Genomic DNA, 21,972 nt, shown 5'->3' with positions numbered 1-21,972 from the left:
CGTTTGTAAACAGCCCGATTATCAGCCAGGACGGGAAGGTTATCGTCGTTCCCTCCAATCAGTTTCCCAATTAACTGTCGAGGCGAATAAAAAGGCACTGAACGGCAACAACGTAGTCATTCAAACGGTTGAACATATGAATATGATCCATAATACCGTCAGCCATACAGCCGGCGTCGTCCATGCCCTGGAGATAAAACCCAGGAAATCGGCAATATTGTAAGCCTGATTACGGAGATTGCGAGCCAAACCAATCTGCTGGCTTCGAACGTAAAAAAAGCTTCCCGAAGGAAGCTTCTTTTTTACGTCCCAGGAGGGATTCGAACCCCCGACCGACGGCTTAGAAGGCCGTTGCTCTATCCAGCTGAGCTACTGGGACTTAAAGGTTATGTATGACAGTGCATTAATGAGTATAACATATTTCACGGTGGTATGGGAAGAGGTTTTTTAAATTAATCTTTCGCCGGGATTCTGCAACACTGCACCTGGATCGTAAGTATGGAAACGAAAGGAGTGTCTGTCATGAGGAACCTTTTATCCTCGCTCTGTTATTTCAGCATTTTTTTCGCACCCTTCCTGTTTCCGGTCATCGTATGGATCGCTGTCAGGGATAACTACGTGCAAAGTCATGCCAAGCGCGCGCTTTTCTCGCATTTCTTTCCCGTGCTGGCCGTCATTCCGCTGCTTTACTCGCTCGTATAAGAAAAACGTCTATCGACGTAATTCACAGAAGACAGACCGCGTTTAGCGGAAGTTTTTCTTGCGATATTAGGAGGATTATTCCAGGACGTTTATGCTTTCTAATATCTTCGCAAAGACCGGGGTTATTTGTCACCTTTCTCCTCCTGTTTGGCATAGTCTATCTTGTGGTGTTTGTATACAACATCTACAAGGGCATTCAGTCATTGCGTGAATATGCTTGATTTTATGAAAAATGCCCTAAAATTCGGCCATCAAGCCGCTGCTTTTGGGGCATTTTACTTTTTACCCTGCATTCCCGCCCGGACCGCGGGATCCGCCTCCGCCTTTCATGAACCGCAGCGGGTTGCGGCGGAACAGAATCACCAGCCGAAGCATGCCGCTGCAGCATGGCAGCTTCATTTCCCGAACTCTGCAGCCAGCTCGCTGTCCATCTTGCCGTGGGACAGCAACTCGCGTGTGAATCGTCCCCGCTTCTCATGCAAATCCTTCCCGTCTGCATCGCGGAATACGACATCCGTCACTTCCTCGAAAGCGGAATGAAGATTATTGTCGTACCAGTCGAGCTCCATATCCGCGTCATTGCGAATCATGCTCAGCATCCTGTAACCCTGCTCTCCTTCGGCAGGAGCAAGATATACAAGCAAGTCCGTATCCTCCACGCTCGCCGAATTCACCTCGATTTCCGCGCAGCGCACACCGTCCATCTCGGTAAATCTCCGAATTTTTGCATCTTTAATCGTATACATACGCATCCTCCTAAAAGTTTTGTGAGCGTTACTTCTTAAATCGACTTCGTACAAAACTCACTTCGGAAGCATGGGCTTGTCCGTGTCAGCCGCCAGCCGTTCTATGTTTGTAGTTTTCGGTAAGGACAGACATTTTATGCCTTCATCCGGCATATGTTTGTTTATACTTTTGCGGCCGGGGAGGAACTCCCTGCAGTGTATAAAGCGAGACCAGGAAGACAAGGAAGGGATGAACCTACATGTGCGGAATTACTGGATTTATACAGTGGAATAAGGATTTAACGGTACAATCGGAATTGCTGTCCGACATGACGCGTACATTGTCCCATCGGGGGCCGGATGCGGCGGGAACGTGGATATCCAATCCGTGCGCCTTCGGACACCGGCGTCTCAGCGTCATGGATCCCGAGAACGGAGCGCAGCCCATGATCCGCAAACGGGATGACTATACGTACACGCTGGTATATAACGGGGAACTGTACAATGCCCCCGAGCTTAAAATAGAGCTTCGGCAGAGGGGACACGACTTTTTAACTAAATGCGACACGGAGGTGCTGCTTGCTTCCTACATCGAGTGGGGGCCAGATTGTGTCGACCGGCTGAACGGTATTTTTGCTTTTGGGGTGTGGGATGAAAAAAGACAGCATGTTTTCATGGCGAGGGACCGTCTGGGAGTCAAACCGCTGTTTTACAGTGAAATCCAGGACGGTCTCATCTTCGGCTCCGAGCCCAAAGCGCTGCTCAAGCATCCCGAAGTTGAGCCTGTCGTACATGCAGACGGCCTTGCCGAGATCTTCATCATCGGGCCAGCACGTACTCCCGGGCACGGAGTTTACGCCTCCATCCGTGAGCTCCGTCCCGGGCATACGCTGATTCATGACCGAAGCGGAACGAAAATCCGCGCCTTCTGGAAGCTGGAAAGCATTGCTCACGAGGACGATACCGAACAGACCGCTCTCCGGGTACGGGAGCTGCTGCAGGATACGCTCGAACGCCAGCTCGCCTCCGATGTGCCCGTTTGCTCCCTGCTCTCAGGCGGGCTCGATTCCAGCGCATTATCCGCGCTTGCCGTCAGCTATTATACAAGGACGGAGCAAGGGATCATCGATACGTTCTCTGTGGATTATGTCGATAATGACAAGCATTTCAAAGAGCACTCCTTTCAGCCTGGGGCTGACGGACCGTGGATCAGACGCATGGCTGAGGAGCTTGGCACCAACCACCATTGGATCGAGTTTGATACGCACGAAGTGGTTGAAGCGCTTAATGCATCGACCGAAGCGCGTGATCTGCCGGGAATGACGGATGTGGACTCCTCGCTCTATCTGTTCTGCCGGGAGATCAAAAAACACGCAACCGTCGCAATTTCCGGTGAAGCAGCCGACGAGGTGTTCGGGGGATATCCATGGTTCCACCGGGACGAGATGCTCAACTCCGGAACCTTTCCGTGGGCTGTGGCACCGGAGCTGCGGGCAAGCCTGCTGAATTCTGAGGTCAGGGAATGGATCAGGCCAATCGAGTACCTGAATGACCGCTACGCCGAAGCCGTCGGCGAGGTGCCGAAGTTGGCGGGAGAGACCGGCAAGGCAGCCCAAATGAGAGTCATGTCATATCTGAACATTACCCGCTTCATGCCTACGCTGCTGGACCGTAAAGACCGGATGAGCATGGGCGTGGGACTGGAAGTCCGGGTTCCATACTGCGATCACCGACTCGTTCAATATGTATGGAATATTCCGTGGGAAATCAAAGTCACCGGAGGACGCGAGAAGGGCCTACTGCGCAAGGCGCTGGAAGGTGTATTGCCGGATGACGTGCTTTACCGCAAAAAGAGCCCTTATCCGAAAACCCATAATCCGGCTTATCTGCACACCGTGAGACAGCAGGCGCTCGACATGCTTGCCGATGCCTCTTCTCCCATCCTCTCCTTGATTGATGCCAAGCGCATCCGGGAGATTGCCGACTCGCCCGACGCCTCTTCAAATCTGCCGTGGTTCGGGCAGCTGATGTCCGGCCCACAGCTATTCGCCTATCTCGTGCAGGTGAATCATTGGCTGAAGACCTATCGTGTAGCGATCCGCTGATTTAAACGCGAAAAACCCGGCTCCATTTCATGGAACCGGGTTACACTGGTGCATTCAAAGCTACAGCTGCTTCTCGAGCTTGGCAGCCAGCTGCCGCAGCGCCGCTCCGCGGTGGCTGATCGCCTGCTTCTCCTCCAGCGTCAGCTCTGCCATCGTTTTACCATACTCCGACAAATAGAACAGCGGATCATAGCCGAAACCGCCGCTGCCGGCGGTGTCCGAGGTAATCCAGCCTTCGACGCTGCCTTCCGTTTCAAGAGTCTCCCCCGACGCGGGATCGTACAAAATCAAGGCGCACACAAAACGGGCGGGACTCAGCAGAGGCTGCTCCGTATCATCCCCGAGCTGCCTGGATTCAAGCATATCCAGCAGCTTGAGGTTGTTCTCCTGGTCGCTGGCGCCTTCGCCGGCAAAGCGTGCCGAATAGACGCCTGGCTCCCCGTTCAGCGCATCCACGCACAGGCCCGAATCGTCCGCAAGCACAGGCAGCCTGAGCGCATCTCCAACAGCCTTTGCCTTCTTGAAAGCATTCTCCGCAAAGGTTTTCCCGTCTTCAACGATATCCGGCAGCTCCGGATAGTCGTACATGCTCTTAACCTGCTTGCCGAATGGGGCGAAAGCATGCGCAAACTCGCGGATCTTGCCTTTGTTTCTGGTGGCTACTACAACCACGGATTGCTCAAGCCGCATCAGGCCCGCACCCCCGCCTGGCCTGTGCCTATCTTGAGCGCGATCGGTCCAAGCACTTCCTTTTGCCGCTCAATCATTTGCAGAATGCCCTGCTCGCCAAGCGAAAGCATCAGATCAAGCTCCTTGCGGTCAAAAGGACTTTCCTCTCCGGTCCCCTGAAGCTCGACAAATTTTCCGCCGCCCGTCATGACCAGATTCATATCCACCTTGGCTTTTGAATCCTCTTCATAGTTCAAATCAAGAAGAGGCTGCCCTCCTACCACGCCCACGCTGACAGACGCCAGAAAATCCGTAATCGGGAAGCGCTGCAGCTTGTGCTGCTCGGCTATTTTATTGATTGCGATCGCCATGGCTACGAATGAGCCCGTGATTGAAGTCGTGCGTGTTCCGCCGTCCGCCTGAATCACATCACAATCCAGGGTGACTGTCCGCTCGCCCAGCGCGTGCAGGTCAACCACCGAACGGAGCGCCCTGCCGATCAGCCGCTGGATTTCCATCGTCCGGCCGCCCAGCTTGCCGCGGGCCGCTTCTCTCTGGTTGCGGGTATGCGTCGCCCGCGGCAGCATGGAGTACTCTGCGGTTACCCAGCCCCTGCCCTGGCCTTTCATAAAGGGAGGAACCCTTTCTTCCACACTCGCGGTGCAGATCACCTTGGTGTCCCCGACTTCAATGAAGACGGAACCCTCCGCATATTTATTAACACCCGTAGTCAAATTCATCGGGCGCAGCTCATCGCCGTTCCGGCCGTTAGTTCTCATGTAAGTGCCTCCTACGTAATTGCGTCCTGTATATTCACCCTATTTTACCAGAGGAGTTTTGAAAAATCCAAAGATAGATGCCGCAGGTGGATGTACGGTGCGATCAAATGGGAATTTCATTGATATGCTGCGGTTTGGCCGCGGGCTTGCCATAGTTTATATTGTCCTCGCCAAGCACGTTGGTTTCACCGTTCAGCACAATTTGCACTTTGGCGGAGCTGTTGCCCGCATTGTCGGAGGCCGTCAGGACGACGGACTGTAAAAATTCGGCCGGCACCACCTCGCCTTGCGCAAACATATCATCCTCCATGGATACTTTTACTATGCCTTCCGGAGATTGTTCCACGGATTTAAGCACCGTCTCCGAAGTCATCACCTGATTCAGACCATCCTCCGGTCGCGGGCCGCGGATCAACTCTTCCAGAGATGCCTTCATCTTATCCTCGCCAGGCGGGACAAGTCTCGTCACAGGAACGTAATACTGAATACCGGCGGGAGAAGAGGAAGAAAAGTATACTGTAACAGGCCTGGAGGATGTATAGGAAGCCCCCTGCCCCAATTGCAGGTTGATGCCAATTCCCCGCGTCAGGAGGTGGTCCAGCGGCATTCCGCCCTTCGGCATCTCGCTCAGCTTCTGTCCGTCCACCCAAATTTGCACATTTTGTATATCGGGCTGCTCCGTCAGTGTCCAAGTCACGGCCTCTACAATTTTTCGTTCGTCCGCTTCCTTATATTCCGTAAAAGGCTTTGTAAATTCGATGACGGCCAGCTTTCCATTCTTGTCAATGGTTACGCTCTGCACTTCGGTTCCTTGTGGAAGAACGCCTGCAAAACCATCGGGAAGGGTTCCTGCATAGGGTCCGCCGTTAACCAGCATTTCAAGAGCCGCTTTGGCGTTCACCTCAGCGCTGCCTCCCGGAACAGGGAGCGACACTGGCACCAGGAATCCATTGGTGTCCTGAAGGTAAACTTCCTCAAGCTTTGTTCCTGCAACAGCCTCTTTCCCGTGAGATTCCGCCGCTGCGAGCATGGCCTCTTCCACGGCAGCAGGAGGCGGATCGATAGACTCAGCACCCGTGCTCCAATCCCCGCAAGCGCTCAGCAGCAGCACAGACGACAGGATACAGACGGCGGATCCTGTCCGCCATGATGGTTTACCCCTCATCGTTGAAGCTCCTTCCTAACAATTTTGTTCAGTTTGTACTAATATGTATACGAGCCCCTCCGCAAAACATGCGTAAGAAAAATATCTATCGTTGTACATTACCGGATCAGCGGCAAGGAAATCATGGGAGGATTGGTTATACTGTACAAGACATCATAGCGAGAGGTGATTATGTTGAATCCCGAGAAAATTCCTTACAGCCTGAACAGCAAAAAAGTGGCGGACGCTACAAAAGAGTGGCTGCATAAACGCGGCGTAACCGTTGACGAGATCGCAGAGCTGGTCATGCTGCTGCAGAAGAAATATTACCCGGACCTCACGATGGAAGAGTGTGTCCATAACGTTGAGAAGGTGCTCAGCAAGCGGGAGGTGCAAAATGCGGTCCTTACCGGAATTCAGCTGGATATTCTTGCTGAGCAGGGCGCGCTGATTTCACCACTGCAGGAAATGATCGAAAATGATGAAAGCTTGTACGGGGTTGATGAAATCCTGGCTTTCTCAATCGTGAACGTATACGGGAGTATCGGTTTTACCAACTACGGCTATGTGGATAAGTTGAAGCCGGGTGTGCTTGAAAGGCTGAACGACAAGAACGACGAACCGATCCATACCTTCCTGGACGATATCGTAGGCGCGGTCGCCGCCTCCGCCAGCAGCCGTATTGCCCACCGCAAGCAGGCCGAAAGGGAGAAGTCCTTGGGTGAAGAAAGCGTGGGAGACGGCAGCGCCCCCGAGTGAGGAGGAAAATCGATGGGAGAGGAACTTCTGATTCGCAGCATGTCCATGGATGATTATGACGAGGCGCTGGAGCTATGGCACAGTGTAGAGGGTCTGGCGGTCAGCGAAGCGGATTCCCCCAAGCAGCTGGGGCGGTATCTGGAGCGCAACCGCGGACTCAGCTTTGTATGCGCTATTGAGGGACGCATTGCAGGCACCCTTCTGTCCGGACATGACGGCCGCAGAGGGTATATGTACCACCTGGCGGTGAACCCGGACTGCCGCGGCCGCGGTATTGCCGCCCGGCTTGTGGAGCATGCGCTGGAGGCGCTGAGGCGGGAAGGAATAGACAAATGCCATATTTTCGTGATCAGCGACAATGAAACGGGCAAGCGCTTCTGGTCAGCGAACGGCTGGGAGCAGCGCAGCGGCTTTTATGTATACTCGAAGTCTGTATAGGGCTTTGAGTGGAAAACCATACTGAGAGAGCCTCAGCTCAAGTCAATCATAACCAATTGGCTTGAGCCTCTTCTGCTTCCGTTACTCTTTAACACAGCTCTACCGGTTAGAAATGGCAGCATATGCTGTGCTTTGTGTGCTCGCCTGCTCCTCGGCCTGCCCCCTTGCCATCAGTTCATCAAGGTGAGCCAGCGTTTCAGAGAGCGCAAAACGCAGCTGATGGACGGTGAGCTTGTCCCCGAACATGGCAAGGCACAGCTCATAAGCGCTGCGCGGTTTTTCATCCAGCAGCTGCGCAAACCGGTCCAGCCTTTCTTCATGATGCTCAAGGAGATGAACAGTACGGTCCCTGAAATGACCGAACGGATGACGGTGCCCCGGGAAGGCTTGACGCACCTCATATTGTCCCAGCTTCTGCAATCCGTCCATGTAAGCTGTAAGGGGGTGCTCATCGCCCCCGGGCAGCAGGCTTACATTGGGAGAAATTTGCGCCAGTACAGCGTCACCGCACATCATAATTCCACTGTCACGCTGATACAGCGACAGATGGCCAGGCGCATGTCCGCCCGTCATGATCGGCTCCCACAGCCTGCCACCCATCTGAAAGCTGTCTCCTTCATTTACACTGGTAACTGCCGGCTGGGGCAAAACCTCTTTGTACGATCCGAGCAAATGCTCCCGCATCGGCTCTGACAGCTCCTGGGGCAGTCCATGAGTATGAAAGAAACGGATAAGCCTCTCCTCTGTCCCGCCTTCTTCCCCCCACATGAAACGCGCTGCCTGCTGGCTCCTGGCCGACATCAGCACCGGCGCCCCGCTTCGCTCCTGAAGCCATCCCGCCAATCCATAGTGATCGGGATGATGGTGGGTGATAAAGATGCGGGTGATATCCTCTGCTGACCAGTTCAGCTCATCGAATACCCGCTCCCAGTCCTCCACGGCCGATGGCGTATGCGGTCCGGGATCCACAACCGTTATGCCTTCGTCCCCAGGCACAATATAGCTGTTAACCCACCGCAGTGGAAAAGCCATCGTAATTTTCACCTGAATAATTCCTTCCTCTTCAAAACGGGTCCATTCGGGCAGCTTCATCTTCTTCTCCTCCTGTAACGATCGGGATCTAATCGTATATCGGATATTCTCTGCTATCTATTTCTCGCCGTTACAGTAATTCCCTTCCGTCATTCGTGCACACGCTCATGATAATGGCCTTTGCTCATCATTTCAATCCTTTTCATGCTACAATGACTGCAGACAGCAGAGATAGAGCATCATCTACTACCTGAACAGCAGGAAGGAAGTGATCCGCTAGTGATCCGGATCGGACTTACGGGCTGGGGAGATCATGACGATTTGTATCCATACGGCACCAAACCTGCGGGCAAGCTGCACGTATATGCCTCCCACTTTTCCGTCGTGGAAATGGACAGCTCTTTTTACGCGGTACAGCCGGCCGAGCGGATGGAACGCTGGGCTGAGGAGACTCCAGAGCACTTTTCCTTTATCGTGAAGGCGTATCAGGGCATGACAGGACATACACGAGGAAAAACTCCCTTTTTTGTGACTGAGGAGGATATGTACAACGCGTTTCTGGGCTCCGTCGAACCCTTGACCCGGGCCGGCAAGCTGAAGGGAATTCTGTTCCAGTTCCCGCCCTGGTTTGATTGTACGAGGGAAAATGTACAGATTCTCCGCTCGGCCAAACAGAGAATGAAGAACCTTCCCTGCATTCTGGAATTCCGTCATCAAAGCTGGTTCGCTCCTGAATTCAGGGAACGGACGCTCAGCTTCATGCGCCGGGAGGGCTGGAGCCACAGCGTATGTGACGAGCCTCAGGCCGGTGTTGGTTCCGTGCCGGCCGTTCCTCATGCGACGGATGAAGGCCTGACCATTGTAAGAATGCACGGCCGCAATCTTGAAGGCTGGAATCAGAGCGGTGCACCCAACTGGCGGGAAATTCGCTACCTTTACCGCTACAACGAGCAGGAGCTGCTGGAGTGGAAAGACATCATTTTGGAGCTTGGCCGCCAGAGCCAGGAGGTGTGCGTCATTTTCAACAATAACTCGGGCGGGGACGCGGCCGCTAACGCGAAGCAGCTGATGACGCTGATGGGCATGGACCCCAAGCCTTTTCCCGCACGTCTGGACCGGGACACAGACGAGGATCCGGAGCAGCTTGAATTATTCTAATTCTTCCTTCTGCCGATAATAAAGATGAGAACGGTCCAAGGAGGGGAGAATATGGATATCGGATCCACGTCTATGGCGCTCAGCCAAAGCAGCTTGAAGCTGAATGCAGGCTTCAAGGTTTTGAGCATGTCCAAGGAGATGGCTGAAACACAGGGACAGGCCATGATACAAATGATGGAAAAGAGCGTGCAGCCGAATTTGGGCGGCAAGCTGGACATTCGCGTCTGATCCTCAGACCGTATGACCTAAACCAAGGGGCGTCCCATAAGGTCTTACTGACCCGGGACTGCCCCTTTTTCCTAAGATTCCAGAAAGTATAAACTTCTTGGTATAAGCTTCCTGGAATCACAAGAAAAACTACTGCTAAATGCGGTCTGTCTTCTTTGAATGTACGTCGATAGACGTTTTTCTTATGTTCCCGCACCTATCTCCCCAACCTGTTTTTGCGATCTGTGCAAAACGTAGTACTATATAACTTAACAACTATTTTAGGAGGATAACGACGATGAACTACTCCGTTTATTTTGAACAAAACAGGGAAAAACATCTGGACGAGCTGAAGCAATGGCTTTCCATCCCCAGCATTTCCGCACTGTCGGAGCATAAAGAAGACGTTAACCAGGCTGCTTCCTGGCTGGCTGACAAACTGACACAGGCAGGCCTGGAGAATGTTGAGATAATCCCGACGAAAGGGCATCCGCTCGTTTACGCCGATCATCTGCATGCTCCGGGCAAGCCGACGCTGCTCGTATACGGACATTACGACGTGCAGCCCGTGGATCCGCTTCATCTGTGGGAGACGCCTCCATTCGAACCTTCGATCCGTGACAACAAAATCTATGCGCGCGGGGCAACCGATGACAAAGGTCAGGTCTTCATGCATATCAAGGCGGTCGAGGCCATTTTGCGCCAGGAGGGGCAGCTTCCGGTCAACATTAAATTCTTCATTGAAGGAGAAGAGGAAATTTCCAGCCCCAACCTGCTCGCCTACCTTTCTGACGGTGCAGGACATTTGGCTGCGGATGCGGTGCTGATTTCGGATACCGCCCTGATTGAAAAAGGAAAACCTGCCATCTGCACTGGGCTGCGCGGCCTTTGCTCGCTTGAAGTGGCAGTACATACGGCAAATACCGATTTGCATTCCGGCTCCTTCGGAGGCGGTGTGCCCAACGCGCTGCATGCCATGGTGTCCCTGCTCGCTTCCCTTCATAATGACAAAGGAGAGGTCAGTGTAGCAGGCTTTTATGATGATGTTGAATCGCTCTCTCCTGCCATGAAGGCGGAGTTTGCCAAGCAGGATCTTAATGAGGAAAAACTGCGCACCGATCTCGGGCTTGATACCCTTTATGGCGAGGGTGACTACAGCTTCGTGGAGCGTGTCGGGGCCCGGCCTACGCTTGAGCTGAATGGTGTATACGGCGGCTTCCAGGGAGAAGGCACCAAAACCGTCATCCCGAAGGAAGCCCACGCGAAAATTACATGCCGTCTCGTAGCCCGGCAAAATCCGCAGGATATTCTTGATAAAATCGAACGTCACCTGCATGAGCATATTCAGCCCGGGGCCCGTCTTGAGGTGATTCAGGGTGAAAAAGCAAACGCGTTTAATATCGATCCTTCCCATCCAATGCTGCAGTCAGCGGCTGACGCCTTTGAACGTGTATACGGAACACGGGCCGTGTTCACCAAGGACGGGGGCTCCATTCCGATTGTTGAAACGTTCTCCCGCGTGCTGGCAGCGCCGGTCGTGCTTATGGGCTTCGGCCTGCCAGATGAGAATCTGCATGCACCAAACGAGCATTTTCATCTGGAAAACTTCGATAAAGGCCTGCTGACGATTGTAGAGTATTTAAAAGCGCTGTAATCACAGTACAAATAAGGCATCCCTAAGCATGATGTGCTCCGGGATGCCTTTCACATTTTGGTTGGAGATAACGTTTTTTTCATTTCGTGAGACCTCTGTACAAGACGTATGCCCCCAATATCGAACAAATCAGCGATACCGGGCCTAAAAAAGAATGACCAAGCATCCAAAAAATGAGACTGAAAACCGGCCAGCCGATTAACGCTCCCAAAAGAAGGGCGAGGCTCAGCACCTCTTTAACATCGTTCCAGTCGTAAACATATCTTGAACCCGCGTATCTGATTTTATTGCCTTTATTGTTTTTTTTCCTTTTCCACCATTTCTCCACCGTTATGCACCCTACATTCCGACTTCGGAGAGAAGTCATTTGTTATCTGTTTAAAATCGGTTTTAGAAACATTTAATCACAAAAAGGTCTTCATTGTCACCTAAGAATTTCGGTTGCTTGGGGAATCATAGTATCTCCAAAATGCTGACAAAGATTCACAAACAAAAAACAACCGGCTCAGCCAGTTGTTCCCCGTTCCACAAAGTATTTATTGGTCATGTAGTAAGCTTCGCCCCTGGATGTCTCAACCATTCCTTTTTTGCTGTCCAGGAATACGATTTCCCTGCATTTCGTGCAGTACCATTTCGTTCTCTTGAAGGGTGATTCCGTGACGTAGGCCGTTCCGCATTTGCAGTCGATTTTGATGAGAATCTCTGAAGCTTTATAAGCGTTCGATAACTGCTTCATACTGTGGTCATGCTGCTGCTGTACAGGAGCAAGTACTTCCTGATAGCTTGAATGGGCATTATGCACCTTAAAATCGGCAACCAGCTCCGAATGCAGCCCGAAGAATTCTTTACCGATCTCGGTGACGAACTTGCGCCCGTTTCGGTAACAATCCATCCATTCTCGGATCTGTTGATTAGACAAAGGCACAGTGCCCTTGATGCCACTGTTCAAGGTGTATGTCATGATGTATAATGTATCCTCTTGTCTATTACCGTACATTAGAAGCCTCCTTTGGATTCTCTGCTAATGTACTACAAACGTGAAAAAACATCAATGAGTTCCCCTATTTATAAGGGGGTGAGGGATATATTCCCATGAAATCAAAGCACTTACGTTATTATATCTTAACCTTGGATTATTCGGAAATACATTTTTTACTCTAAAACAAAAAAACAGCCGTCCCGTAATTCCAGAGAACGGCTGGTGCGAGAAAAAAACAACCCCCTCTCCCACTTATCCTTACAAAAGGATAGGGAGAGAGGGGCATGCCTCTACTTTAAGGCGTAAGTATCTAGATTTTAAGCTCTCCGAGCTTAATTAGCTCTACGACCGCTTGTGAACGACCCTTAACATTCAGCTTCTGCATGACATTGGAGATATGATTACGCACCGTCTTCTCGCTAATGAATAGCTGGCCAGCTATGTCACGTGTCGTCTTGTCCTGCACCAGCAGTTCAAATACTTCACGTTCACGGTGAGTTAACAAAAATTTGCTCTTATGGTCGCTACCCTTCAAGTTCACCCCTCCTTGCCCGGGTTTATGTGGTGTAACAAGGTTAAGGGATACAGTCAACATATTTTATGTAATGATGACAGGGTTGGTTCTGTATGAGAAGAAAAATGGGCAAGGGAGGCTGCCTATGCGCAAAAAACCCGCTGCCGTACCGGCGCGGGCTGAAAAAAAGGGGATATTTATGGGCTAAATAAAGAACATACATTCTTGTTTATATCTGCTGGAGCGTCTTTGGCATAATCAGACGCTGATGGCGCAGGGCATCCGTACGGTTGCCGTGTTCCCGGATCACATATACCTGCCCGCCGGCTGCGAGCAGCTCTGCCGGAGTCGGATGGCCGAGAAAATCAACAGGGCTGTAGCTGAGTCCGTATGCACCCGCATTGGGGATGCCGATGTAGTCATCTTCCCTGATAGGCGGCAGCTTCGCTTTCCGTACAAGACAATCCTCGGGAGTGCAAAGCGGGCCGACTACGGTGACCTCCTCTTCCTGCTGTCCGGTCTCTCCGGCTTTATCCACGTCCTGCTGTTTCTTGTGTGCACTGAACACCTTCACTGGAAAATTATCGCGCAGCCTGCGGCCCCGGAAAGCTGCCGAAGCGTAATGGTTCATGCCTCCGTCCGTGACGGCAAACTTTTCTCCCTTGGACGTTTTCGTATACAGCACCTTTGTCACATACATTCCGGAACAAGCAACCAGATACCTTCCGCTCTCGATGATCAGACGAACGCCGGGCATACGCTGCACCGCCTCTGCCGCCAGTCTGTTGAGGTGCTGGAGCACCTGATCCATATCGAGCGGCTGTTCATGAGCAAAATAAGGAATGCCAAAGCCGCCGCCCAGATTAATGCTATGAATAGGCAGGCTGTATTTCTCGCCAATCTCTCCGGCAAGCCTGACGGTATTCGCAAACGATCCAATAATCTCCTCCGCCTTCAGCATCTGGGTGCCCGTATAAATCTGGATGCCCTGAAATTGAATATGCCCGCATTCCCGCAAAGCTGCAAAGAAAACGTCCAGCTGGGATTCATCCACACCAAACGGGCGGGCTGCCCCGCCCATTTTAATCGTCGCCCCGGATACATCCGCGTCAGGATTGATACGGACGGCTGCCCGCACACGGACACCGCTGCGCGCCGCCGCTTTTTCCAGCAGCCTTAGCTCGCGGACCGATTCAACATTGATACACCCGATTCCTGTCTCTGCAGCTTCATTCAGCTCGGATTCCGTTTTCCCCGGTCCGGCAAAAATGATATCCTCCGGTTCATAGCCTGCTTTAAGAGCTGTATACAGCTCTCCTGACGAGGCAATCTCCGCCCCGCAGCCAAGGGAGCGGAGCAGCGCAGCGATGCTGACATTCCCGTTCGCTTTCAGCGCATAATGCAGCTTGATCGACGGATGCAAGCGGGCGAGTATGCTGCTCACATGGGAGCAGAGGGCATCTCCGTCATACAGAAAGAACGGGGTCCTGTGGCTCCGGATTAAGGAAAACAGCTGATCATCCGTTAAATTCACGAAAACCTCTCCCTTCACTTCACCCTGCTCTGTCGGGCCGATTGATAAATGGAATCCAGCAGCCTGATCCGTTCCGCCGATTCCTGGAAAGGGACGGGCACGGCCGTCCCGCGGACGATCCGGCAAAAGCAATCGAGCTGATTCACATAATAATTCATGGGCCTGAATTCGGCTTTAGCGGGCAGCCCGCCGGATCGACGAATACGCAGCGTCATTTTATAAAATCCAAGGTTGGCGCGGAAGCAATCATTCAGGGAAACGACTGCATCGTCGAAGGTCAGGGTGTGGGAGCAGCGGTATGGACGCTCGAAGGAGCATAAGACCGCCGCCTTCAAGCCTTCCGGGTACTCCGCCTGCGCCTGAAAGGTCCAGTCGCAGCCCCCTGGCCCGTCGAAGGAGGATTGCCCCTGAAAGTCAGCCCCGTCCAGCCCAACCAGCGTCTGCAGAAACTGCAGCCAGTAAACACCGAGATCCCTGAAGCAGCCCCCTCCCTGCTCCGGACGGCTGCGGTAGTTGTCTTTGTGCCCGTTTTTGGCCGGGATGCACAGACTGGTTTCCACCGAGCGCAGCCTGCCGAAGCTGTGGTCGTTTATCATGGCACGGAGCTTGTCCTGCCATGGATGATGCCTGACCATTACCCCTTCCAGCAAGAGTGGCCCGTCCGCCCGCAATGCCGACTCAATCAGGTCCAGTTCATCTGTGTGCAGGCACAGCGGCTTTTCGACCAGCACGTGTTTGCCGGCGTTCAGCGCCTTTGCAATCCATTCGGCATGCAGGTCGTTGCTGAGCGCAATATATGCGGCATCCACCTCACTGTCATTTAATAACTCTGCAGGGGTCCGGTGCACTGTGCCGATGCCGTACTGCTCCGCCATCAACTCGGCTTTGGCGACAGTCCGGTTCGCAACGGCCACAACAGCCGAATACTCAACATAGCGGGCAGGCTCAAGCAGCGCGCGCGGCACGATGGACGAGCAGCCAATGACGCCAAACCGGACGGACTTTCCAACCGGGAAGGGCGGCGCAAATGCGGCGGCAGTGTTCATCGGCTCCCCTCCTCCATACTGGGGACGGTCTGCACGGGGTACAGGCCAAGGCGCCGCGCCAGCAGTCCCGCGCATTCCGGAGTCCGCTTTTTCGTTTCCAGCATGGCCGTATGCATCTTCTCCAGAATGTCCGCACCGCCACCGTATTCCGAAATCCAGCGCTCGTAACGGATGCCGAATCCAAGCTCTTCCCACAGGTCCGCATTGTCCTTCTCATGCGCGCCGAAAGGCTCCAGCATGATCAGCGGCGTCGCGGATGCAAATGAATCGGTCATGGTGCCCCCTCCGGGCTTGCTGACAATGGCTTTCATCCGACGCTGCCGTACATACAACAGATGATATTCCTCCTGATTGCGGTATAGGGTTTCTTTACCGGGATGAACTTCGGCAAAAGGAGGAAAGATATGTCTGCCATTCGCTCCCGCCTGCCATGTCCGCCACTGCGGATCCATCCGGTAATATCTGCTGCTGCCGCTCTGGTCAGGAGCATCATCGTTATACAGCATGATATCCAGCCCATAGCCGGCGGCTGCCAGCTCGTCCAGCTTGTCACGATAGGTGCCCATGCCCCAGCCTCCGCCGTGAATGAACAGCCGATGCTCCCGCTCCTTGTAGGATACAAAGGGAACAGGGACATCGATATAGCAGTTTATGCTGCCTGAGGCGCGGTCAAACAGAGTAAGCTGACCGCAACCTTCAGCAAAGCGCGGCCGGTGCCGCGCAACATTTTTCCAGGACGGGGACGGCGTAGAATCCATGTATAGCAGCTCGATGTGAAGAGGAACCCCGCTCCGCCGGGACCGGTATTCCTCCAGGACGTATATCCAGTGGCCTGACAGACAAATAAAATGGCGGCGGTCTTCCTCGCACCATAGGGACAGAAGCTGCTCCAGCGCTTCCGGATCGATGGATTCGCTCATATCCTGCGGGATTTTTTGTGACATCAGCGCAATCTTGAAGTTGTCATGATAGGCTTTACGATTCTGATCCACCTTGGTACGGGCGGATTCCGGCAGCACATTCTCGAATACATGAACGGCTGTCCCGATGCCAAGCCTGCACAGCCCCGCTTCAATCAGCAATCCGGGCGTATAGAATCCCAATCCGAAACCGGAGCATAATATCGTAACCTTCATTTCCCTTCCCCCCAGCTATTTCAAAAAATAAAATTCCTTTCACACATGATCAGCTAATTGAGTACAGCAAACCGGTTTTCAGCAAAAAAACGCTCCAGTTGCTGTGTCAACTGCGCCTTTCTGTCCTGATTCTCAGCGATCAATGCCAGGTAGAGCCGCCCTTTTCCTTTTCGTCCCGTGCTTGCGTCTCTATGGTCATCTTTGTCCAGACTGGCCGCATTCCTTCCTCCTGTATTCACATAAAGCGTGTTAGCCGAGAGAGGCATCACTCCTTCTTCACGGCTGTCCGTGAAAAGCAGCTTCGCTTGCTCCAGCTTGTCCAGCAGATCCTCGTACGGCAGCGTCCCCTGATGGGACAGCGTATAATTGGTCATGCTGCCGCGCAGCGACCGTTCTGCCAGGAGCAAATCAATGCGGTGCTTGATCAGGCTCATGGAACGCCGTGCGTTGATCTCTACAATTTCCTCAAGACGTCCGTCCCTGAGGGTCATCGAATCCACACACACATCCCCAAAATAACCGTCCGCCCACAGCTGCCTTCCGACCGCCTTCATCAGCGAAAAATAACCCTTTTCTTCAAGCATCTCCATGAATCCCGGATCAGGCAGCAGCGACTCCCTGTAGGAAAAGCTCGAATTGGCCAGCAGCTGCACGGAGAGAATATCGACCTCCCCAGCCTCGGAAACGACAAATTGGCAGGAAAAATCCCGCTCTTTCTCCAGGAAAGGCTCCAATATGAAACAAACCCTCTTTCCCTTCCGCTCCTGCTGCCCCAGATACGCTACGATCCGCCCCAGCATCTGCAGGGAAGTGATGTGCAGATTGCCTTTGCCGGACACGCCAAAATCGTCCTTTACCAGAAAAGTGCCTTCGATCAGCAGCTTCCGCCCTTCCTGCTCCAATTCAGCTGCGCTTGTAACGATCAAACCGGGATTACTCAGCCCAAAGCGCTTTTTCAACATGGAGGAGTATGTCTTGGCATTCACTTTGCGGATCGTCTCAAGAGACGGCTGATGAAGGCGGATGCCCCACGCTTTTGCCGCCTCCTCCGTGTATGGAAGGTACGCAAACGGGGCGAGCAGACAATCCCGCAATTCCGGCAGCCCCGGCCAACCGTCTTCCCGGCGCCTGCAAAGCAGTTCAAAAACGGAAGCGGTGGAATCCGCATTGGCGGGTTCGCCTCTGTACAGATCATGCTCATTTACAGCAGGCATGAAGCCGAACCCGGATATATACTGCCTGTGTACAGGGGACATGGCATATCGGGTAAGCAGCACATCCCTCTGTCCACAGAAGCAAAACAGCAGCTCATCCATCGCGGCGACAATTGCCGCGCCGGATCGGTCCGGCAGAGCGGGCAGGGAAGCCGTATCCGGATCTTTCCAATAAGATTCAGCCTCAAAAGTTCCCATATATAGGCGCTTCAACGCAGGTACATCCGATGCCATTCACTCTTCCTCCCCGAAAAATAGAATGCTGCTCCTTTCCCTGTCCAGTCATTGACTGGCGCTCGTATAACCGCGCAGCGCAAACTGCCAGAGCAATCGCACGACCAGCAGAAGCCAAAGCGGAGCCAATACAGCCCACAACAGCAGGCTGCCATTCATCATGCCCAGCACAAACATCGGCGGAAAATTGCAGATGACGAATACCGGCAGCACAAAAATGCCGACCCTCTGAATAAGATTGCTATATACCGACATCGGCACGTAATTTGTTTCAAACAGGCTGTTCGACAATTCCGTTACCCCATTCGTGCGAATGGTCCAGAAACCCAGCATTTGCGGCAGCAGAAAGACGGAATAAGCGGTAAGCACACCGACAGCCAGCAGCAGGATAAAACCGCCAATCGCGTCCCAGGTGAACGGCAGCTGCAGACGATGCCAGCCGATGACTGCCATGATGCCTCCCCCCACGACATTGGGAATGGTGTAGCCAAGATCGAACTGCCGCAGGGTGACAATAAACTGCAGGGAGACCGGCTGGGTCATCAGCACATCCAGCGAGCCTGTGCGGATTTTGGCCGGCAGCCCGGTAAAATTACTGTAAAAAAGCCCGCTGTACAGGCCGCTCATGATCGTAAACACCCCGATATACAGGAGCACCGCATCCGGGGACCATCCGTTGATGTCCGTGCCTGTCCGGTAAGGGACCGAGGCATAGAGCAGCTTGATCAGCAGGTAAGCCGTCTCCACGAGAAATGCGGTGATAAAATTGATCCGGTATTCCATTTGCGACATGACGGAAAATTTGATGAACCGCCCATACAGCCTGGCATAGCGGATACAGGTCCACAGTAAATTGCTCATTTTACCCTCCCACTGACACAAAGCGTCTGACACCCGCGCGCCATACAACGCCCGAAAGAATAAAAAGGACGGCAATCCAGAAAACCTGTACCCCGATTCCAGCCGCAATGAGGGGACCTTCCAGCTTTCCGGTGATCGCATTCACAGGAAAAAACACCGTATAAGCAAATGGCAGCAGGCTCAGCAGCCTGCCCACCGCCTCCCCGAAAATAGTCAGCGGGAAGACGGTTCCGCTCGCGACATAAATGACGAGGGACAGCGTATAGAACAGCCCCGTGGATTCCGTAATCCAGAAAGCCATGCCGCTGAGGGTATAATAGACGAGAAAATTCAGCAGCAGCGCTCCGGGCAGAGTCAGCATATACAGCAAAAGATGCGTAATTGAAAAGTCAGTGCCACCCCACAGACTGAGCCCGGCCAGCGTACAGACAGCGCCTGCCCAAATGACCGTGCTCTGCACCGCTTTGCCGCCGGCAAACCGAAAAAAACGATAGGCAAAATAATGAACAGGCTGCACAAGAAATTTGCCAAGGCCGCCCTCCTTGATATCCGCCGCAATCTCGTATTCAAATCCGGCCGAAATCAGCCTGCCGGTGACCGCTGCCATCACCACATAAATAAGCATTTCCTCCAGCGTATAACCAAGTAGCCGCCGTTCGCCCGAAGAGCCGAAGACGGCAAGCCAGAGAAATACCTGTGTCATTAACGGCAGGGTGAAGGAAAAAAGCTGCAGCCAATAGTTCGTCCTGTACTCCATCTCGTTCTGCATGCCAAGTAGAAATACTTTGACATACTTGTTATTTTCGAGCGGATTATTTCGCATCGGCCCATCTGCCTTCGTTGTACAGATTTTCAATGCCTTCCTCCAGCGGGACATCCTCAATGGTAAAATCCACGACAGGCAGCGCATCAAGCACCTTTTTCGACCATCCGAGCGTGTCTTCCGCATCCACCTCAAATACAGCCTCCAGTTGGCTGCTCGAGCGGACGCTGCCCAGACCCGCGAGCTGCTTCTGGGCTACCGGCTCGGCCAGACGGACCTTGAGCAGCTTGCGGGCGCCCAGCCGCTCATTGACGCTCTTCAGGTCCCCGTCATAGACAAGGCTTCCGCCGCTAATAATGATCGCCCTTGTGCATAAATCCTCGATATCCTTCATGTAATGGCTGGTCAGCAGCACCGTCGTCCGGTGCTGCCGGTTATACGCCTTGAAGAATTCCCGGATCCGGCGCTGGGATACCATATCCAGACCGATGGTCGGCTCATCCAGTAAAATCACCTTCGGCCGGTGCAGCAGTGCGGCAATCAGCTCCATTTTCATGCGCTCCCCAAGCGACAGCCGCCGCACCTGCACATGCAGCTGCTCTTCCACATCAAGCAGCGTGACCAATTCATCCAGTGAAGCGCGGAATTCATGGTCGCCGATTTCGTAAATCAGCTTGTTCAGCGCAAAGGATTCGCTTGCGGGCAAATCCCACCACAGCTGATTTTTTTGCCCCATAACAATGGAGAACTGCCTTTTGAATTCCTTCTGCCTTTTCCAGGGGGTGAATCCCAGCACGGAAGCTTCGCCGCTGCTCGGATGCAGAATGCCTGACAGCATTTTCAGAGTTGTCGTTTTGCCCGCCCCGTTCGGCCCGAGAAAACCGACCATTTCGCCCTCCCTGACGGTAAAGCTGATGTCCTTGACGGCTTCCTTGGCCAGCTTTTCCCTGCGGAACAGATTTTGCAGCGATTTGCGAACACCCGGTTCTTTTTTGTAGTACGTAAATGTTTTCGACAATCGGTTCAGTGTAATCACCGGCAAAACGTTTCCCTCCTTAATGTTGTGCAGCGGCTTCCGCAAGCGGCAGAAGCTGTTCTAGCAGCCGGTACTGCTGATCGGCCAGCTCGTTCGCGCGGCTGATCAGCGTCTGCACACGGTGTCTGCCAAGCTGCAGGCCTGTCTTGTAAATTTGCAGATTCAGGCGGTGCCAGCCGGCATAAAGCTCAGCGGCCCCGTCGGCAATTAAATGCGCTCCCGGCCCCAGCGCATCCTGATGAAGCTGGGTATAATCCTGGAGATAATCCGCCAGGGTAAGCGCAGTGCCGATCCGCAGCTGATAATAAATCTCTCCACAGTGGTACCGGAATTCCTGGTCGTTCATATCGGTCAACAGTTGAAAATCCGCAATAAAGGCGCGATAAGCCGCATCCCCTTTTCGGAACCGGGGCTCGTCGCTCCGGCCTGTCAGATAATCCCGGATATGTTGGGCGCATGCTCGATACATCCTGGCTGGCGAAAGCGCGGCTGGCGGGAGCGCCAGCCAGGCATAATCCAGCACTCCGCCCAGCAGATCGTCAAGGCGGGCAGCCCCCGTGTATTGAAACGCCTGGCCTGATGAGTCCAGCAGGAAGCTGTCCGATACATGGACAGTCCGTGATTCTTCATCCAGGCTGTGCAGCTCGACCACATGTCCGCGTGCGCGGTTGATAACGTAAATTTCGTGATACGTCAAGGCCGCGCTGGATACATGCAGCATCGTGCCATACCCGTTATGCAATACCTTCAGCAGCTTGTGCGGACCGCTGTCCTGCGGATCCCAGGTTTCAACCCGGATGGCAGGACCTCCGGAGGCGGTGATTCTGCGCAGCTGATTCGCGAAGGTTCCCGGACCAAACGGACGCAGCTCTCCCTCATATTCCGCGTTCATGCTGCCCGCCAGCATGAACAAATCGGCCTCGGCGGCTGCAATGCCTCTGCGCAGCAGCAGGCCGCACAGAGAAGAATAAAGGCAATGCTTGCCTACCCGGCCTGTTCCCGACACGGATTGTCCGTGTAAATCTGTCCCGGCCTTATACATATCTGCCCAGCAACTGTTCAATCTCGTTCAGAGTGGACAGATTGTCCAGCAGCAGATCATCGTCATCAATGATAATGTTGAGCTCGTTCTCCAATTCCACAATCAATTCAACGGCGGACAGCGAATTCAGTCCCAAGCTCCGCAAATCCCGGTCCGCCTCCATCCCGGCCAGCTCGCCTTCTGGCAGCTTCAGCACCCTTTCCAACAAGGGCAGTACGATGCTCACACCTGTCTCCATCCA

24 protein-coding genes, 1 tRNA gene and 1 pseudogene are annotated in these 21,972 nt (G+C 53.4%); 8 read left to right on the top strand and 18 right to left on the bottom strand.

Going from position 1 to position 21,972, the window contains the following annotated elements:
* Window positions 1-305: 305 nt before the first annotated feature.
* Window positions 306-379: transfer RNA gene (locus ACI1P2_RS19070), tRNA-Arg, on the bottom strand.
* Window positions 380-522: 143 nt separating this feature from the next.
* Between ACI1P2_RS19070 and ACI1P2_RS19065 the strand changes: the two genes are divergently transcribed.
* Both ACI1P2_RS19065 and ACI1P2_RS31485 read left to right on the top strand, forming a co-directional pair.
* Window positions 523-702, top strand: coding sequence for a DUF4870 domain-containing protein (locus ACI1P2_RS19065; RefSeq protein WP_408976273.1), 180 nt, complete (start codon window positions 523-525; stop codon window positions 700-702).
* A 134-nt stretch (window positions 703-836) separates the two neighbouring features.
* Window positions 837-923: pseudogene (locus ACI1P2_RS31485) on the top strand (DUF4870 domain-containing protein); the annotation flags it as partial.
* Window positions 924-1,097: 174 nt separating this feature from the next.
* On the opposite strand, the gene ACI1P2_RS19060 reads toward ACI1P2_RS31485, so the two are convergent.
* The gene (locus ACI1P2_RS19060; protein ID WP_355321543.1) at window positions 1,098-1,448 is read right to left on the bottom strand and encodes a hypothetical protein; all 351 of its coding nucleotides are present in this window, start codon (window positions 1,446-1,448) and stop codon (window positions 1,098-1,100) included.
* Window positions 1,449-1,687: 239 nt separating this feature from the next.
* Between ACI1P2_RS19060 and asnB the strand changes: the two genes are divergently transcribed.
* Entirely contained in the window at window positions 1,688-3,532 is a 1,845-nt protein-coding gene (gene asnB, locus ACI1P2_RS19055; protein ID WP_355321541.1) for an asparagine synthase (glutamine-hydrolyzing), read from the top strand.
* 60 nt (window positions 3,533-3,592) lie between these two features.
* Here the strand turns inward: asnB and ACI1P2_RS19050 are convergent, their stop codons facing one another.
* From ACI1P2_RS19050 to ACI1P2_RS19040, 3 genes are all read right to left on the bottom strand, one after another.
* On the bottom strand, window positions 3,593-4,222 hold the full coding sequence (locus ACI1P2_RS19050; RefSeq protein ID WP_355321539.1) for an XTP/dITP diphosphatase: 630 nt from the start codon (window positions 4,220-4,222) through the stop codon (window positions 3,593-3,595).
* Complete coding sequence (gene rph / locus ACI1P2_RS19045; RefSeq protein WP_355321537.1) at window positions 4,222-4,980, bottom strand: ribonuclease PH; 759 nt, start codon at window positions 4,978-4,980, stop codon at window positions 4,222-4,224. Before rph ends, ACI1P2_RS19050 begins: the two co-directional genes overlap by 1 nt.
* Before the next feature lie 103 nt (window positions 4,981-5,083).
* Complete coding sequence (locus ACI1P2_RS19040) at window positions 5,084-6,145, bottom strand: GerMN domain-containing protein (protein ID WP_355321535.1); 1,062 nt, start codon at window positions 6,143-6,145, stop codon at window positions 5,084-5,086.
* Between the two features lie 171 nt (window positions 6,146-6,316).
* On the opposite strand from ACI1P2_RS19040, the gene ACI1P2_RS19035 reads away from it, so the two are divergent.
* Window positions 6,317-6,883 carry a phosphatidylglycerophosphatase A family protein gene (locus ACI1P2_RS19035; RefSeq protein ID WP_408976275.1) on the top strand — a complete coding sequence of 189 codons (567 nt, stop codon included), beginning with the start codon at window positions 6,317-6,319 and terminating at the stop codon, window positions 6,881-6,883.
* Window positions 6,884-6,895: 12 nt separating this feature from the next.
* Window positions 6,896-7,321: a GNAT family N-acetyltransferase gene (locus ACI1P2_RS19030; protein WP_355321533.1), complete on the top strand. Its 426-nt coding sequence runs from the start codon at window positions 6,896-6,898 to the stop codon at window positions 7,319-7,321.
* 99 nt (window positions 7,322-7,420) lie between these two features.
* Here the strand turns inward: ACI1P2_RS19030 and ACI1P2_RS19025 are convergent, their stop codons facing one another.
* Window positions 7,421-8,413, bottom strand: a complete 993-nt coding sequence (locus tag ACI1P2_RS19025; RefSeq protein ID WP_355321531.1) for an MBL fold metallo-hydrolase — start codon at window positions 8,411-8,413, stop codon at window positions 7,421-7,423.
* A 219-nt stretch (window positions 8,414-8,632) separates the two neighbouring features.
* On the opposite strand from ACI1P2_RS19025, the gene ACI1P2_RS19020 reads away from it, so the two are divergent.
* The 3 genes from ACI1P2_RS19020 to ACI1P2_RS19010 all read left to right on the top strand — a co-directional run bounded on the left by ACI1P2_RS19020 (window position 8,633) and on the right by ACI1P2_RS19010 (window position 11,372).
* Window positions 8,633-9,511, top strand: coding sequence for a DUF72 domain-containing protein (locus tag ACI1P2_RS19020; RefSeq protein WP_355321529.1), 879 nt, complete (start codon window positions 8,633-8,635; stop codon window positions 9,509-9,511).
* A 51-nt stretch (window positions 9,512-9,562) separates the two neighbouring features.
* The gene (locus tag ACI1P2_RS19015; protein ID WP_355321527.1) at window positions 9,563-9,739 is read left to right on the top strand and encodes a YjfB family protein; all 177 of its coding nucleotides are present in this window, start codon (window positions 9,563-9,565) and stop codon (window positions 9,737-9,739) included.
* Between the two features lie 277 nt (window positions 9,740-10,016).
* Window positions 10,017-11,372, top strand: a complete 1,356-nt coding sequence (locus ACI1P2_RS19010) for a dipeptidase (RefSeq protein ID WP_355321525.1) — start codon at window positions 10,017-10,019, stop codon at window positions 11,370-11,372.
* Between the two features lie 79 nt (window positions 11,373-11,451).
* On the opposite strand, the gene ACI1P2_RS19005 is transcribed toward ACI1P2_RS19010, so the two are convergent.
* From ACI1P2_RS19005 to ACI1P2_RS18950, 12 genes are all read right to left on the bottom strand, one after another.
* A complete protein-coding gene (locus ACI1P2_RS19005) occupies window positions 11,452-11,700 on the bottom strand; it encodes a hypothetical protein (RefSeq protein ID WP_355321523.1) in 249 nt (82 codons plus the stop codon).
* Between the two features lie 177 nt (window positions 11,701-11,877).
* The gene (locus ACI1P2_RS19000) at window positions 11,878-12,369 is read right to left on the bottom strand and encodes a hypothetical protein (RefSeq protein WP_355321521.1); all 492 of its coding nucleotides are present in this window, start codon (window positions 12,367-12,369) and stop codon (window positions 11,878-11,880) included.
* A gap of 292 nt (window positions 12,370-12,661) precedes the next feature.
* Window positions 12,662-12,886 carry a helix-turn-helix domain-containing protein gene (locus ACI1P2_RS18995; protein ID WP_018885466.1) on the bottom strand — a complete coding sequence of 75 codons (225 nt, stop codon included), beginning with the start codon at window positions 12,884-12,886 and terminating at the stop codon, window positions 12,662-12,664.
* Window positions 12,887-13,094: 208 nt separating this feature from the next.
* Window positions 13,095-14,399, bottom strand: a complete 1,305-nt coding sequence (locus ACI1P2_RS18990; RefSeq protein ID WP_355321519.1) for a type III PLP-dependent enzyme — start codon at window positions 14,397-14,399, stop codon at window positions 13,095-13,097.
* Window positions 14,400-14,413: 14 nt separating this feature from the next.
* Window positions 14,414-15,445 carry a Gfo/Idh/MocA family protein gene (locus tag ACI1P2_RS18985; protein ID WP_355321517.1) on the bottom strand — a complete coding sequence of 344 codons (1,032 nt, stop codon included), beginning with the start codon at window positions 15,443-15,445 and terminating at the stop codon, window positions 14,414-14,416.
* Entirely contained in the window at window positions 15,442-16,581 is a 1,140-nt protein-coding gene (locus ACI1P2_RS18980) for a UDP-glucuronosyltransferase (RefSeq protein WP_355321515.1), read from the bottom strand. The genes ACI1P2_RS18985 and ACI1P2_RS18980 overlap by 4 nt, the downstream gene beginning before the upstream one ends.
* 53 nt (window positions 16,582-16,634) lie before the next feature.
* Entirely contained in the window at window positions 16,635-18,029 is a 1,395-nt protein-coding gene (locus tag ACI1P2_RS18975; RefSeq protein ID WP_355321513.1) for a hypothetical protein, read from the bottom strand.
* 48 nt (window positions 18,030-18,077) lie between these two features.
* The gene (locus ACI1P2_RS18970) at window positions 18,078-18,890 is read right to left on the bottom strand and encodes an ABC transporter permease (RefSeq protein ID WP_355321512.1); all 813 of its coding nucleotides are present in this window, start codon (window positions 18,888-18,890) and stop codon (window positions 18,078-18,080) included.
* A gap of 1 nt (window position 18,891) precedes the next feature.
* Entirely contained in the window at window positions 18,892-19,746 is an 855-nt protein-coding gene (locus tag ACI1P2_RS18965) for an ABC transporter permease (protein ID WP_355321510.1), read from the bottom strand.
* Window positions 19,703-20,695, bottom strand: a complete 993-nt coding sequence (locus tag ACI1P2_RS18960; protein ID WP_355321508.1) for an ABC transporter ATP-binding protein — start codon at window positions 20,693-20,695, stop codon at window positions 19,703-19,705. The genes ACI1P2_RS18965 and ACI1P2_RS18960 overlap by 44 nt, the downstream gene beginning before the upstream one ends.
* Before the next feature lie 13 nt (window positions 20,696-20,708).
* Window positions 20,709-21,731 (bottom strand): BtrH N-terminal domain-containing protein, encoded by a 1,023-nt coding sequence (locus ACI1P2_RS18955; RefSeq protein ID WP_408976272.1) that lies wholly within the window; start codon window positions 21,729-21,731, stop codon window positions 20,709-20,711.
* On the bottom strand, window positions 21,724-21,969 hold the full coding sequence (locus tag ACI1P2_RS18950; RefSeq protein ID WP_355321504.1) for an acyl carrier protein: 246 nt from the start codon (window positions 21,967-21,969) through the stop codon (window positions 21,724-21,726). Before ACI1P2_RS18950 ends, ACI1P2_RS18955 begins: the two co-directional genes overlap by 8 nt.
* Window positions 21,970-21,972 lie beyond the last annotated feature (3 nt).

Source organism: Paenibacillus jiangxiensis (genome assembly GCF_046098255.1).
In the GTDB taxonomy this organism is placed as follows: domain Bacteria; phylum Bacillota; class Bacilli; order Paenibacillales; family Paenibacillaceae; genus Paenibacillus; species Paenibacillus jiagnxiensis.
The sequence above is the reverse complement of the archived record's forward strand: the minus strand, read 5'-3'. Positions and strand labels throughout refer to the sequence as shown.

What these genes read in the sequence shown, in the direction of transcription:
- ACI1P2_RS18950 (WP_355321504.1), bottom strand. Translation starts at nt 21,969, where the DNA reads ATGGAGACAGGTGTGAGCATCGTACTGCCCTTGTTGGAAAGGGTGCTG.
- ACI1P2_RS19040 (WP_355321535.1), bottom strand. Translation starts at nt 6,145, where the DNA reads ATGAGGGGTAAACCATCATGGCGGACAGGATCCGCCGTCTGTATCCTG.
- ACI1P2_RS19065 (WP_408976273.1), top strand. Translation starts at nt 523, where the DNA reads ATGAGGAACCTTTTATCCTCGCTCTGTTATTTCAGCATTTTTTTCGCA.
- ACI1P2_RS19030 (WP_355321533.1), top strand. Translation starts at nt 6,896, where the DNA reads ATGGGAGAGGAACTTCTGATTCGCAGCATGTCCATGGATGATTATGAC.
- ACI1P2_RS19015 (WP_355321527.1), top strand. Translation starts at nt 9,563, where the DNA reads ATGGATATCGGATCCACGTCTATGGCGCTCAGCCAAAGCAGCTTGAAG.
- ACI1P2_RS18955 (WP_408976272.1), bottom strand. Translation starts at nt 21,731, where the DNA reads ATGTATAAGGCCGGGACAGATTTACACGGACAATCCGTGTCGGGAACA.
- ACI1P2_RS19025 (WP_355321531.1), bottom strand. Translation starts at nt 8,413, where the DNA reads ATGAAGCTGCCCGAATGGACCCGTTTTGAAGAGGAAGGAATTATTCAG.
- ACI1P2_RS18980 (WP_355321515.1), bottom strand. Translation starts at nt 16,581, where the DNA reads ATGAAGGTTACGATATTATGCTCCGGTTTCGGATTGGGATTCTATACG.
- rph (WP_355321537.1), bottom strand. Translation starts at nt 4,980, where the DNA reads ATGAGAACTAACGGCCGGAACGGCGATGAGCTGCGCCCGATGAATTTG.
- ACI1P2_RS19060 (WP_355321543.1), bottom strand. Translation starts at nt 1,448, where the DNA reads ATGTATACGATTAAAGATGCAAAAATTCGGAGATTTACCGAGATGGAC.
- asnB (WP_355321541.1), top strand. Translation starts at nt 1,688, where the DNA reads ATGTGCGGAATTACTGGATTTATACAGTGGAATAAGGATTTAACGGTA.
- ACI1P2_RS19010 (WP_355321525.1), top strand. Translation starts at nt 10,017, where the DNA reads ATGAACTACTCCGTTTATTTTGAACAAAACAGGGAAAAACATCTGGAC.
- ACI1P2_RS18970 (WP_355321512.1), bottom strand. Translation starts at nt 18,890, where the DNA reads ATGAGCAATTTACTGTGGACCTGTATCCGCTATGCCAGGCTGTATGGG.
- ACI1P2_RS18975 (WP_355321513.1), bottom strand. Translation starts at nt 18,029, where the DNA reads ATGGCATCGGATGTACCTGCGTTGAAGCGCCTATATATGGGAACTTTT.
- ACI1P2_RS19000 (WP_355321521.1), bottom strand. Translation starts at nt 12,369, where the DNA reads ATGTACGGTAATAGACAAGAGGATACATTATACATCATGACATACACC.
- ACI1P2_RS19035 (WP_408976275.1), top strand. Translation starts at nt 6,317, where the DNA reads ATGTTGAATCCCGAGAAAATTCCTTACAGCCTGAACAGCAAAAAAGTG.
- ACI1P2_RS19050 (WP_355321539.1), bottom strand. Translation starts at nt 4,222, where the DNA reads ATGCGGCTTGAGCAATCCGTGGTTGTAGTAGCCACCAGAAACAAAGGC.
- ACI1P2_RS18985 (WP_355321517.1), bottom strand. Translation starts at nt 15,445, where the DNA reads ATGAACACTGCCGCCGCATTTGCGCCGCCCTTCCCGGTTGGAAAGTCC.